The organism is Gaoshiqia sp. US2, from assembly GCF_059705485.1.
In genome coordinates, this window is the sequence record NZ_AP048550.1 from 4,433,351 (window position 1) to 4,447,987 (window position 14,637).

General features: G+C 40.7%; 9 protein-coding genes. 8 read left to right on the forward strand and 1 reads right to left on the reverse strand.

Translation table 11 applies throughout. The annotated features are described in order from the left end of the window. Positions 1–26 precede the first annotated feature (26 nt). The 8 genes from AC6H3C_RS17510 (at position 27) to AC6H3C_RS17545 (ending at position 13,816) form a co-directional block, all read left to right on the forward strand. Positions 27–4,733 (forward strand): efflux RND transporter permease subunit, encoded by a 4,707-nt coding sequence (locus tag AC6H3C_RS17510; protein WP_497516717.1) that lies wholly within the window; start codon positions 27–29, stop codon positions 4,731–4,733. 80 nt (positions 4,734–4,813) lie between these two features. Next, positions 4,814–5,530: a hypothetical protein gene (locus AC6H3C_RS17515; protein ID WP_497516718.1), complete on the forward strand. Its 717-nt coding sequence runs from the start codon at positions 4,814–4,816 to the stop codon at positions 5,528–5,530. An 87-nt stretch (positions 5,531–5,617) separates the two neighbouring features. Beyond that, a complete protein-coding gene (gene xerA, locus AC6H3C_RS17520; RefSeq protein ID WP_497516720.1) occupies positions 5,618–6,754 on the forward strand; it encodes a site-specific tyrosine recombinase/integron integrase in 1,137 nt (378 codons plus the stop codon). Positions 6,755–6,997: 243 nt separating this feature from the next. Next, positions 6,998–9,742, forward strand: a complete 2,745-nt coding sequence (locus AC6H3C_RS17525; RefSeq protein WP_497516721.1) for a TM0106 family RecB-like putative nuclease — start codon at positions 6,998–7,000, stop codon at positions 9,740–9,742. 35 nt (positions 9,743–9,777) lie between these two features. After that, a complete protein-coding gene (locus AC6H3C_RS17530) occupies positions 9,778–10,617 on the forward strand; it encodes a BRO-N domain-containing protein (RefSeq protein WP_497516722.1) in 840 nt (279 codons plus the stop codon). Between the two features lie 68 nt (positions 10,618–10,685). Next, positions 10,686–10,892: a hypothetical protein gene (locus AC6H3C_RS17535; protein ID WP_497516723.1), complete on the forward strand. Its 207-nt coding sequence runs from the start codon at positions 10,686–10,688 to the stop codon at positions 10,890–10,892. Between the two features lie 89 nt (positions 10,893–10,981). After that, positions 10,982–11,986, forward strand: coding sequence for a hypothetical protein (locus AC6H3C_RS17540; protein WP_497516724.1), 1,005 nt, complete (start codon positions 10,982–10,984; stop codon positions 11,984–11,986). Positions 11,987–11,989: 3 nt separating this feature from the next. Then, positions 11,990–13,816, forward strand: a complete 1,827-nt coding sequence (locus AC6H3C_RS17545; RefSeq protein ID WP_497516725.1) for a DNA-methyltransferase — start codon at positions 11,990–11,992, stop codon at positions 13,814–13,816. Between the two features lie 269 nt (positions 13,817–14,085). Here the strand turns inward: AC6H3C_RS17545 and tnpA are convergent, their stop codons facing one another. Then, positions 14,086–14,508, reverse strand: coding sequence for an IS200/IS605 family transposase (tnpA, locus tag AC6H3C_RS17550; RefSeq protein ID WP_497516157.1), 423 nt, complete (start codon positions 14,506–14,508; stop codon positions 14,086–14,088). Positions 14,509–14,637: the final 129 nt, after the last annotated feature.

The window sequence follows — 14,637 nt, forward strand, 5'->3', positions numbered from 1 at the left end:
AGCAAATAAAAATAAAAATTCAACCTGTGAAGTTCATCATCGATAGAAAGACCCTGATCAGTATGCTGTTTACCGGACTGACCCTGCTGGGCTACGTGTCGTATAAACAGCTGGGAATAGAGTTGCTGCCCAACGCGGAACTGCCTTTCCTGTTTGTTCAGGCGGTCTCAACCCAGGAAGCCGATCCGGCCTACCTGGAAAGCCAGGTTGTGATTCCGCTCGAAGGGGCCATTGGAACCATGGAGGGGATTGAATCGCTGGAGTCGAATGTAACCTCCCGGCGGGGGACGATTGTGGTGTATTACCAGAAAAATGTCGACTTCAGTTTTGCCTACCTGAAACTGCAGGAGAAAATCAACGAAATGCAGGGCAGTTTGCCCGAAGGGGTCCGCGTGAGCGTGAACCGCGTTGATTTGGGGCAAATGAACAACCAGTTTATGGAGTTGCAGGCCCGGGGCAGCGGCGGCATCGACCGGGTTCGCAACGTGGTGGACGAAGAGGTAGCCCCCGATCTGGAAAATATTGACGGGATTGCCGGGGTAAATGTGTACGGCGGACAGGAAAAATCGATCGAAATCATCCTGAATAAAGGGGCCTGTGAGGCCTATCAAATCACGCCGGCAAGCATTCGTTCGCTGCTGTCGCAAAATGCCCGTTCGCGCACATACGCGGGTAACCTCAAGGAAAAAGACAAGCTCTGGTTTGTTCATGTTACAGCCGAATACCAGCAGGTTTCGGATGTCGAAAACCTGGTGGTGGCCGAAGGACCAATCTTGCTGAAAGATGTGGCCGAAGTACGTTTTGGCGTTAAAGAGAAAACCAGCTACAGTCGCGTCAACGGACTGGACGCGGTGACCATCCAGCTGATCAACGATTCGCAGACCAACCAGATTGCCTTATCCGACAAAACCAAGGAAGTGATTGCCCGGCTAAACAGTAAGCTGAAATCGAAAGAGATTGAACTGGTCATTCAGAATAACTCGGCCGAAACCATGGAAAAAAACATCGACGAAATCATCAACCTGGCGCTTGTTGGCGGGTTGATGGCCGTGTTCGTGCTGTGGATGTTTCTGAAAAACGTTCGGATCGTAGCCTTTATCGCGCTGGCCATACCGGTTTCGGTGTTTACGGCTTTCAACTTCTTTTACGCCTACAACATTACCCTCAACAGCCTGACCCTGGTGGGCATGGCGCTGGCCATCGGGATGCTGCTGGATAACAGCGTGGTGGTGCTCGAAAACATTTACCGCCTGGCCGGAAAAGGGGTGGATACAGATACGGCTGTCACCCAGGGAACCACCGAGGTCTGGCGTTCGATCGTGGCCGCTACCCTCACAACCATTACCGTGTTTCTTCCCTTCGTGTTTTCGTCGAACTACCTGATCGAAATGCTGGGAAAGAATGTAGGCGTTTCCATCATATCCACCTTGCTGGTGTCGCTGGTGGTGGCCTTGTTGTTTGTGCCGATGGGCGTTCATTTCATTTTAAAAGGAAGGCGGAAAGACCGGATCACCTTTGAGAAATTAACCACCAACAACCGGATGGTGCAGGTGTACATGCTCTTGCTGAAATCGTGTATGCGCTACCCGGCAGCAACGGTATTGGGCGCCGTGGCCGTCTTTTTCCTGACTGTCTTCATGGCACTGACCATCAGTGTAAGCTCCCTGCAGGAAGTGGAGGAAAGCCAAATCCAGTTGTATGTGACCATGCCTTCGGGATCGAGCCTTGAAATGACCGATGAAACCGTGCAAAAGATCGAGGAAAAACTGGAGGGAGTGAAGGAAAAGCTCGATGTGATCAGCCGGATTGAAGAAGAAGAGGCCTCGGTTACCGTGAAACTGGTCGAAGATTATGAGAAGGTGGAAGGACGAAGTTTTGCCGAGATCAAAGCATCGATCGGCGAACTGACGAAAAACCTGGGCCCGGCCGAAATTTCGTTTGAACAGCAACAAACCAACCGGAACTTCGGAGGCGGAAGCCGTAACATGATGGGCAATTTTCAGCGCCTGCTGGGGATTGGCAGCGAAGAAGAAAAAATTGTACTGAAAGGACAGGATTTTACCCTGATGCAAACGGTGGCCGAAGACTTGCAGTATTTTCTTGAGAATATGGATATTATCCGGCGGGTCTCACTGAATGTCTCGGATAACCGGCCTGAGGTGCATCTGATTTTCGACCCGCTGTTGATGACTGAGTACAACATCAACATGCAGCAGGTTTCGGGCGAACTGAATTCATTTTCGCAGGAAATCTCTACCGGCGTGATGTTTAAACAGGGGCTCGACGAGTACGAAATAATCATTAAGCAGGGCGAAGAAGAAGAGATGGAGAATGCCACCCGGAGCATGGACGACCTGAAGCAGTTACAGGTGGCCGACGGGGCAGGCGGCCTGCACGACTTGCAGGAATTTACCCGTTTGGTATATGCCCGCGGTTTGGCCGGGATCAACCGGGTGAACCAGGAAAAACAAATTACCATTACTTACCGGCTGATCGATGAGGCGCAATCGTCGAAAGATTTGCTGGAGTCGTACCGTTACGAAATTGACGCCTTGATTGCCGGTTACGCATTCCCGGCAGGTATTGCCGCCGAGGTGATTCATGAAGAAAATGAACTGGAAGAATTTTACTTCCTGATTTTGGCAGCCATTGTACTGATTTTTATGATCCTGGCCTCGGTATTCGAGTCGATCGTTACGCCTTTTGTTTTACTGTTTTCAATTCCGCTGGCGGCCATCGGGTCGCTGCTGGGGCTGATTATCACCGGCAACAGCCTGTTTAATGCCAATACGATGATTGGTTTCCTGATTTTGCTGGGGGTGGTGGTCAACAACGGGATCATCCTGATCGATTACAGCAATATCCTGCGTAAACGCGGGTACCGCCGCTCCCGGGCATTGATGACTGCCGGCTTATCGCGCGTACGGCCCATCCTGATCACGGCCATCACCACCATCGTGGCGATGGTTCCCCTGGCCCTGGGGCAGGCCGAATACGTGAGCGTGATCGGCGCACCCTTTGCCATTATCGTGATTGGCGGCCTGGCGCTGAGCACCGTACTCACCCTGATTTTCATCCCCACCTTTTATTCGGGGCTGGAGAATGCCCTGGAATGGTTCCGCGGCCTGAACTGGAAACTGCGCGCCTTCCAACTGGTACTGATCGCTGCCGCTTTTGTCTGGATTTATGTTGAAGTGGATAGCTTTATCTGGAAAATGATTGATACGGTGCTGGTGATCGTGCTGGTTCCCGGCACCAGCTGGTTTGTGTTGAACAGCCTGAAAAAAGCGGGAACCAAGCTGATTGGACCGGATGAGAAGGTGGGGATCGTCATTCAAAACCTGGTGAAGATATACGACCGCCCGGGCCGTTTTTCACGCGAGTGGACCGGGGGACTGAACATTCGCCGCCGGGCCGGCCTTGAAAAAGAATACCGCTCCATGCGCGAATTCGACCAGTTAATCTGGCAATTGCCCTTGCTGGCTTTTTTCGTCTACTTCACCTTCTTTTACCTGAAACCGGCTGTTTGGATCAGCTTTATGATGCTGATGGTTTACCTGTATGTCAACCAGATCTGGAAACCGCTGTCCATTTACCTGGAAAACCGGTACCGGGAAACACAAAAAGGAATTTTCCTTCTTCTGAAAAAATACAGCACGGGCTTCCTGTTTTGGTTTTTGCCCCTCGCCGAACTGGTTATATTATACCTGAAAACCGAATACATTGGGCTGGTAGCGGCTTTCGCTGCGCTTTGGTACCTGGGCCTGCTTATTTCAGTTACGGCCAGACACCTGTACGAGCAGAAAGTCAATGTCGACCGGATTACCGGGCGTTTTGGCTCCTTACGACGCGCCACTTACCGGCTGGTAAAACAAATTCCGGTAATTGGTAAACGGCGGGTTCCGTTTAAAGCCTTAAACGGGGTATCGCTCGAAATCGGTACCGGTATGTTTGGTTTGCTTGGACCGAACGGCGCCGGCAAGTCAACCATGATGCGGACGATTTGCGGAATCCTGGAACAGAGTTACGGGAAAATCTGGATTAACGGGATCGATACGCAGGAAAAACGGGAAGAACTGCAAGGCTTAATCGGATACCTGCCACAGGAATTTGGTACCTACGAAAATATGCCGGCCTGGGACTACCTGGAATACCAGGCCTTACTGAAAGGCCTGACCGATGTGGACGAACGCAAAAAAAGGCTGGAGTATGTGCTGAAGTCGGTTCATATGTACGATCGCCGGGACGATAAGATCGGCTCGTTCTCGGGCGGGATGAAACAACGGATCGGGATTGCCCAGATTTTGTTGCACCTGCCGAAGATCCTGGTGGTTGACGAACCAACGGCCGGACTCGATCCGCGCGAACGCATCCGGTTCCGGAACCTGCTGGTCGGGCTGAGCCGCGAACGGATTGTCATCTTTTCGACCCATATTATCGAAGACATTTCCAGTTCGTGTAACCAGGTGGCCGTGATCATCCGCGGCCGGGTGAAATACCACGGAACGCCCATCGGGATGGTCGACCTGGCCGATAAACTGGTATGGCAATACGAAGTGCCGGCGGCTGAGTTCGACCGGATGCCCAATAAACAAATGGTGGTGCACCATATGCGGGTTGGCGAAAACATCCGGGTGCGTGTGCTGTCGGTCGAAAAACCGGCTCCCGACGCGGTTGAGGCTAATCCTTTGCTCGAAGATGCCTATTTGTGTTTGATTAAAGATTTAAAATAGATGACAGCATCCGGCCGCCGGGAACTGCTTGCTGGTTGCCGGATGCAGTTGGAATTTTTACCGTTTAACAGGAAGAAAAAATGGACAAACGAAAAATAAGAAATACGCTCAACCTGATTGGCCAAATGATCCGTTATAATTTCCGCATCATTTTTGCCGGCCGGTTTATCTGGTTTTTGCTTGCCGCCCTGGCCTTTTATGTGTTTATCGCCATCATGGCCGTGGTAAACGGCGAGGTTCCCGACGAGGTATTCGTGTACAACACCCTGGTGTTTCCGGCGGTCCTGCTCATTTTTTACCCGATGACCTTCGGCATTCAGAACGATGTGGATGCCGGAATCCTCGAAATCCTGTTCGGCATACCCGATTACCGGTATAAAGTGTGGCTGGTGCGCCTGGTGTTGGTGTTTGTGCTGGTGTTTCTTATCCTTTACGGATTTGCGGCCCTGAGCTACCTGTTTTTAACCCCGGTCGACCTGTTTGAAATGACCCGGCAAATCATGTTCCCGGTGCTGTTTCTCGGGAGTATGGCTTTCATGTTTTCCACCATCATAAAAAACGGAAACGGTACAGCCGTGGTGATGGTCATCATCGGGGTGTTGGCGCTTATTACCCAGGATGCCGTGAAACGAAGTATGTGGAACCTGTTTCTGAACCCCTTTGATGTACCTAACAACATGAATGAGCTGATTTGGGAGGGCATTGCCCTGAAAAACCGGATTTTCCTGGTTGTCGGGGCCATCGTGTTTATTCTTTACGGGCTGTTTAACCTGCAAAAACGCGAGAAATTTATTTAGAAGAAATATAAATTAGCGGGGTTATATTGTTTACAAGCACAAGCTGTTTCTTATTTTGTTAACTTGTATGGGTAAAAAAACAGGCCCATGTCCCCTACCCGGATCATAACGCTCAGCAAGGTCAATCATCACCGCGAAGAGGTGATTTTGATTGCCTTTGCCTATGACCCGGAGCTTATTGAAACCCTTAAGCAACTGCCCGGTGCGCGTTGGAGTCAAAGCCTGAATACCTGGTATATCCCCGTGAATGAGTTTGACCTTCACCGTCTTTTTGAAGCCTTAAGAGGAAAGGCGTGGGTAGATTATTCGGGGCTGAAGTTAAAACCGGCGCCTGCTCCGGCTCAAAAAGAGACAGCAAAAAATTATGCCTATCGCACTTCGACCAAACTCCCCAAAGGATACCTGGAAATGCTGGAACAAAAGCGATACAGCGATAGCACCATCAGGACCTATTGTGCTTATTTCAAAGATTTCATGCATCATTTCGAAGGAAAAGAATTAAAGAATATCACTGCGGGTGATGTCAATGGTTACCTGCTGGGCTTGATCAAGGAGAACCAAATTTCTCGCAGTCAACAGAACCAGCGGATCAATGCCATTAAATTTTACTATGAAAAGGTATTAAAGCTGGAGAAGCAGTATTACGCCATTGAACGACCACGAGTCGAGCGAAAACTCCCTGACATATTGAGTAAGGAAGAGATTTTTGCTATGCTGAGAGCGACCGATAACCTGAAACATAAGTGCCTGATTGCTTTAATTTATTCCTGTGGCTTGCGACGAAGCGAAGCAATCGCCCTGAAACCGGAGGATGTTGATTCGAAGCGGATGCTTATAAAAATAAAAGGGGCCAAGGGCAAAAAGGACAGGTATGTTCAATTGGCACAGAGTACACTGGAACTCATGCGACGTTACTATAGAAAGGAAAAACCGCAAACTTGGTTGTTTGAGGGGCAAAGAGGAAAGCAATATAGTGCCACCAGTATTCTGAAAGACGTGAAGAATGCGGCATTAAGAGCCGGAGTGAAGAAGACAGTTTACACCCATATTTTAAGACATAGTTTTGCCACCCATCATTTGGAACAGGGCACTGATTTACGCTATATCCAGGAATGGCTTGGACATGAAAGTTCAAAAACAACGGAAATATACACGCATGTATCGAATACCGATTTCCAGAAGTTTAAAAACCCGATTGATGATTTTGATCCGGACGACAGCTGACAACGACGTTTATATCCTATATTTGAGATATAAACGCACCTTTTCAGCCGATAAAGCAGAAATAAAGTGCGTAGAATTATACAAATACGTTACAGGCAAGCGTAAAAGACACATTGCAACTTGACAACGTTGACAAAAAAATAGATGTTTTTGAAACCAACCACAAAGTGAGATAATACGACACAGAAACCTCTCCAAAAGGTTTTTAAAATAATTGTCACTAACGATTCAAAGTGAATTATCATGCAAATAAATAATGAGATACTAAACGACTTTATTTTTTGCCACTACAAAGCTTATAGAAAAAGCAAGCACCAAACGGGAATTATTTCAGACTACCAATCACTTTACAATCAACTAAAACAAAAGGGGAAAGAAAATTTCGAAAGAACGATTTCAAAGAACAATAATCTTACCGTCTACCACCAAAATGGTAATAATACTCCCGAAGAAGGCATCTCGCTAAATTTCAAATTTGCCAATGCAAACATTGACATAACTCTCGATGGAATTGAATTTACAGGCAAAAAAAATATTACTCCAATATTTATAACTCCATTTGAAAAAGTTACCACTACCGACAAGCTATTTGTTTCACTGCAAGCATCATTAATCGAAACTGAATTTAATCTCAAGATATTAAACTGCAAAGTGATTCATGGAAAGAATCTACAAGAAACGCAATTCAAATTATCATCTACAGCAAAAAACATCAAAAAAATTATCGTTGAGCTGAACAAAATACTATTATCTTCAAATGAACCTGCTCTTTTTTTAAATAGGCATTGTGATATTTGTGAATTCAGTGTCACATGTAAAGAAAAGGCGAATGCCGATGGTAACATAAGTTTACTTGATAAGGCAACATTCAAAGCTATAGAAAAATATAAAAAGAAAGGAATCTTCACTATTCAACAACTTTCCTACATATATAAACCAAGAAGACGAAAAAAGCGAGCTAAAGAATTTATAATCGCTCATAATATTGAATTACAGGCATTAGCGATTAGAACAGATAAAATTTATGTGCAACAATTACCGGAACTACCAAGAAAATCCATCGGGCTATTCTTAGATATTGAAGGTACTCCTGACCAAGAATTATATTATTTGATTGGAGTTTTAATATGCAAAGATGATACAACTATTTGCAATAGCTTTTGGGCTGATAAGACATCTGATGAAGTCCATATTTGGCAACAGTTTCTTTCAATAATAAATGCATACCCTATGGTGCCAATATACCACTACGGTAATTATGAATCAAAAGCGATAAACATTCTTGGAAAGCGATATAATACAAATGTAGTTCACATACAAAATCGTTTAATAAATATTGTCAATTCAATTTTTGGTAAAATTTATTTTCCGGTTTATTCAAACCGATTGAAAGAATTAGGGAATTACCTTGGTGCCACTTGGTCGTCCGCCAATGCAAGCGGAATTCAAAGTTTAGTATGGAGGTATCAATGGAACGATACAAAAGATGAAAAGTATAAGCAAATTTTAATCACATACAATTTAGAAGATTGCTTTGCTCTAAAATTATTGTTTGATAATCTGACTGAAATTGAAAAAAGAAATGATGCTGTTACGAATATTTGTGATGAAATAAGGTCAGACCGTTGTCCGAAAAGAAGCGAGAATAAAATTCATCAACAACTTACTGAGATTTTATCCTTTTCCTACACAACAGAGCATTATGATAACAGTAAAATATTTTTCAAGGATGAAAACGCAGGAGAAAACCTTGAACAAAAAAAAGGAGTAGAGAAAAGAATCAGGAAGCCAAATAACTTAAAACCAACTAAATCTATTAAAATTCGTCGTAGAATAAAATGTCCAACTTGTGGATTAAAGCCCCTTGAAGAATCAAAAAAAACAACCCAAAAAATATCATTAGATTTAAAATTTACCCAGAAAACAGTTGTAAAAGAAATAAGAAAGTACTGGGCGAATCGAAGTTATTGTAAGCATTGCGATAAGGATTTTAACCCTCCTTATTTTAATATTCATGGGGATCCTGGGTTGTATGGAAGAAACATTAAAATTTGGGTTTGTTATCTAAGAATTGCTATTAGAAATCCATATTCTTTAATAACGAAAATAACTTCTGATTTATTTAAAATAAACTTATCACCTGCAGTGATTTTACGATTTATTGAGGAAGTAGGATCTTACTATTTGAAAACCGAAAATATTCTAATTACAAATTTGCTTAATAGTAAATTTATACATATCGATGAGACAACAATAAATATTAAAGGACAAAATCAATATGTTTGGGTATTAAGGAATGATGATTCAGTCTATTTAAAACTTACTGAGACAAGGGAAAATGAATTTATTAAAAATCTATTAAAAAATTATACCGGCATAATTATTACAGATTTTTATACCGGATATGATAATGTAAACTGCATAAAACAAAGATGTTGGGTTCACTTAATAAGGGAAATTAACAATGCTTTGTGGCAAAATCCATTTGACAAAGAGTTCCAATTATTTGTCGAGTCATTGAGAGATTTATTATTGCCAATAATGAAAACAATTCAGAAATATGGATTGAAGAAAAGAAATTTAAATAAGCACAAGAAGGAAGTAGAAGTATATTATAGAACTTGGATATTCAATAGGGATTATAATTCATTACTTTGCCTTAATTATCAAAGAAGATTACAAAAAAATAAAGAAGAATTATTTACTTTCTTAAATCACGATGATATTTTATGGCACAATAATCCTGCGGAAATAATTGTGAAACATTTAAAACTACAAGGCGATATTTCAAAATCATACAGCGCAGCCATAACTATCCATTATTTAAGGTTACTTAGTATTATGCAAACTTGCCGATTTCAAAACAAATCGTTTTTTCATTTTTTGTTATCTGGCAAGCAAGATATAAATGATTTTCGTAATGCTGATAAAACTTTAATCAACAAGAGACCATACAATAATGAATTTGACATTAATTTATTTCACTAAAATATTGTAAGTTAGCAGTAAAATATTTAACATACATGAGCAATATTAAATTATTTGAGAGCAAACAGATTAGAACCGTTTGGAATGAAAAAGACGGAAAATGGTATTTCGTTGTAGCAGATGTTATACAGGTGTTGACCGACACACCCAACCCTAGCGATTATATCAAGAAAATGCGTAAGCGTGACGAGGAACTCTCCAAAGGGTGGGGACAATTTGTCACCCCCCTTTCGGTCGATACTATTGGCGGTAAACAAAAGCTGAATTGTGCCAGTGCTAAAGGACTTTTGCGCATTATACAATCCATTCCATCACCGAAAGCAGAGCCTTTTAAACTTTGGTTAGCACAAGTGGGTTCAGACCGATTAGATGAGATTGAAAACCCCGAATTGGCTACGCAGCGAACGAGAGAACTTTATAAACTTAAAGGCTATCCTGACGACTGGATAGAAAAGCGAATGCGAAGCATTGCTATTCGCGAGGAGTTGACAGAAGAATGGAAAAACAGAGGTGTAAAGGAACAAATAGAATATTCCATACTCACAGCAGAGATTTCAAAAGCAACTTTCGGCTTGACACCTTCTGAGTATAAAAAAGTCAAAGGCCTGAAAAGCCAAAACCTGCGTGATCACATGACCGACCTTGAATTAATTTTTTCAATGCTTGGAGAGGCTTCGACAACTGAAATTGTAAAGACACAGAATCCAAAAGGATTTATTCAAAATAAAAAGGCAGCTAAACAAGGTGGTGCCGTTGCTGGTAATGCTAGGCGAGAACTTGAAAGTAGAACAGGGAAAAAAGTAGTATCCACCGATAATTACTTACCAGAAGCAAAGAAAAACAAAGAACTGAAAAAAGGCAAGGAGAAAAAATAGACAAAATTTCAAAAGAGTTTAGACACAAAATCGAAATTTAACAATTGCAGCAAAACTCAATACTGACAATGGGTGCAGAACTCGAAAGCCTCGAACGCCAGCCTGTAACACGCAATATAGCAAAAAGCGGTGAAGTGCTTAATTGGGGAGGTTTTAGCCCGTTTGTGCTTCATCTCGGTTTGATAATGAATCGCTCGCAATCCGCTTCATGCCATATTGCCACGGTTGTGTTTCATGCTAAAAAAGACAGCAGCGTACGACAAATTCATAATTGAATGGTTGTTGACTTTTCATTCTTTACTTGACGATTAATTTTTAAACCCTCGAATTAAAAAACTATTTTTGTGATTATTAAATATAACGTATGAGAGACATTCAAGATTTAGAAAATAAGGCACTTAAGTTTTGGCCACAAGAGATATCAGATACGGAGAAAAATTCAAGTATTATCCCAAAACTCATTGAGACACAGGATAAATTTATCAGTCTTTTAAATATTTCCGATGCAAATCCCTTTAAGTGGAAAGACACATTATTAAGTTCAAAAACTTTGTCAGGAAATTTGTTTTTAAAACATTTGATTGTTCTTTCAGACATAGGTGGTGAAAAATTGATGCGATTTAAAAAAGAACTTCCCAGTGTGTTTAAAAATGGAATGAATTTTATCTGGGATAGTAAAAACTTCACATATAAGTTTCAATCATTAACGGACAAATCTAATTGGAACAACAAGAACTTATCGGTTGATGGTGAAGGATTAGTAAAATCTGTTGACTTAAATCCGATAATGGAAGATGTCTGTATGTTGCTACTTTTCGGTGGTTCTGCAATTGACAACAACATTCCAAACGATATTTCTGAAAAATGTATAATTGGAACAATGTTAGGAAAAACAGCAGAATTGGAAACTTTTGTAAAACAGAGATATATTTGGGTAAGTAGGATAACTGGAGGAGCACAGGCAAATACATTAGGACAATTAACTCAAAATTATGTGAAAGAATATTTGGAAACAAAGCTCCCTGATTGGCGAATTAATAAAGACCAATTGCCTAAAGTAAGTCAAAATGAAAGAACTTCATTATCAGTTGACATTGTTGCAAAATCTCCTAAAGGGAAATTTTGTGCTGTTGAAGTAAGTTTCCAAGTTACAACCAATTCCACGATTGAAAGAAAAGCGGGACAGGCTCAAGCACGTCAAGAATTGTTACATGCAAATGGTCACAAAATCGCATATGTAATAGATGGAGCAGGTAATTTCGCAAGACAATCTGCCCTAAGAACAATTTGTCAATACAGTGATTGTACAGTTTCATTTAAGGACAGCGAATTAGATGCTCTGGTTAAATTTCTCAAAACTTTAAAATAAAAAATGGCTCATTTAAGCGAAACAAATATAAAATTGCAGTTAGTTGATGCTGGTGAAAGTACTTTACAAAGTTTCTCTGAAAATGATGTTTGGTTTATCAAACTCCCATATTATATTTCTCAATCAAATATTCCCGACATTGTAAACCTCACGAAGGAATTAAATTCATTCATTGAAAATTCAAGTAAGAATTCAACAGTTGCAATTTTAACTTCGCCTGTTTTTGCAGCACACTTTTTATCCGAATTAACACCTTTAGGTCATTTAAAATTATGGATTGGTGTAAAGTTGAGTAATTCCATAAAAACAGATTTTAGCTTAAATCAACATCACGCTGCACTTATTATTATTACTCGATACTCAAAAACACTTCAACATACAAAAACCAGAATCGGATATACATTTTGCCCAAGTTGCGATAAAACAACAAAAGACTACGGTGGTAAAAAACATCTATATAACGATTATGGAACATTGATGTCAGATGTTTGGAGAGATGTTGATATTGATTATAATAAAAATATTGACGTTGTAAAAGAAAGATTACAAGATTTGTTTGCCATAAAACCTTATAAATATTTAAAATTCATCGACCTAACAAAAAAATACGCCCCAGTTATTCAAGATACTTTCATTGAAAAAAGCAATATTGAAATCAATAATTTTGAGTATTTAGGTAAAAACAATTCTATAATAATTAATCAAGATTGTTTAGAAGGTTTAAAGAAAATTCCATCTAACAGTATTGATTTTTGTTTCGCTGACCCACCATATAATGTTAACAAGAAATATGAAAGTTGGGACGATGATAGAGATATTATTGAATATTTTAATTGGTGTGATAAATGGATTTCAGAGTTAGCAAGGATTATCAAGCCGGGGAAAACAGTAGCGATTTTAAATATTCCACAATGGGTTGTTCGGCATTTTAAACATTTAAAAAAGATTCTTTCATTTCAAGATTGGATATTGTGGGAAGGGTTAAGCCTTCCTGTAAGAATGATAATGCCAGCTCATTATTCAATTGTTTGTTTTACAAAAGGAAAAGCTGAAAGTATTCTTGGGTTAACTCGAAATAATCATTCTGTAAGTGAGTTGGAAAGTTTAACAACTATAAAAGAATTCTATTGTAATAGAGCAAGTTGTATTAATAAGAGAAAAAAAGATTCTGTAATTGACAAAGAGTCGATTACAAATCTTTGGTGGGATATTCATAGACTTAAACATAATAGCAGACGGGTTGACCATCCTACTCAATTACCACCAATGTTTATGAATCGCCTAATTTCTTTATTCACAAATGAAGGTGATATTGTTTTAGACCCTTTTAACGGTTCAGGTACGACTTCTCTTTGTGCAGCAAAAATGAATAGAAAATATTTTGGTATAGAATTATCAGAAAAGTATTACAAATTATCATTAGAAAGGCATGCTGAATTGGAAAATGGTCTCGACCCATTTAGAAAACAAGATACTACCCCAAAGGCAAAAAACAGCTATGTTCAAAGATTGACAAAACAGAAATATGAAGTTGATAAAAAAACACTTCAATTATACATAAAAGACTTATCTATTAAAATTGGGAAAATTCCGACAAGAGAAGATGTTATCAAATTCAATTCCTATCCAATAGAATATTTTGACAACTATTTTATTAATTGGGGAGAAGTCACAGCCGCTGCAAGGACAACAGGAATGGAAAGTGTTGAGAATAAAAAAGATTACAAATTACAGCAACAATTGAGATTGTTTGAAGACAAGAAAAATAAGTATGGTAATCGAAATATTGACCAAGAAGAAAAAAGCACGAAAACACAACAAAGTGTATAAGTAATGGCGGGGTTTGTAGTGTATTCAAGCGTTTTACCTCGCATCAAGTTCATCGTAATTTGACAAGAAAGTTCTCCGAAATCCGCCACTACTCATACACGTAACCGTTATAAACAATTTTAAAAAGATGGAAATAGCGAAAGGAATATATAATTCTCAATATGTAAAAATCCACACCCAAAGGATGTGGCTTTGGGATAACCCCTGGAAGGGGTAATTTGCTTTTACCCTCAAAGAAGGTAAAAGTTGTTGTCCCCACAGGTTAATGACTACTTTTCTTCTTCTCGTTTATCTTTCTTTTCCTGATACTTGACGTACCTCTTGATCATCTCCGCATCCAGTCCTACTGTATCCACACAGTAGCCTTTTGACCAGAAATGATTGCCCCAATAGGGGCGGCTCTTCAAGCTCTTATATTTGTTGAACAGCCGAATTGCTGTTCGTCCTTTAAAAATCCCAACCATGTCAGAAATAGAGACTTTCGGCGGAACCATCAAAACCAGATGTACGTGATCTTCCTGTACGTTCAACTCCTCAATAATACAGCCTTTCTGCTCCGAGAAAGCCTTGATGCAGTGTTCCACTTCAATTTTGATTTCTCCCTTCAATATTCTATACCTATATTTAGGGGTCCATACGATATGGTACATGCAATGCCAGATCGCATGCGACAACTTCTTAAAACGACTCATTGTTTTTTCCTTTCTTTGGTTGTGGGGACAACCTTCTAAAGGTAAATATGAGTCGTTTTACAGGCAAACCCGTGGAACGTCTCTGACCACGTTCAGAGAACGTGGGTTTTTAACTTGAACTAAAGCTGA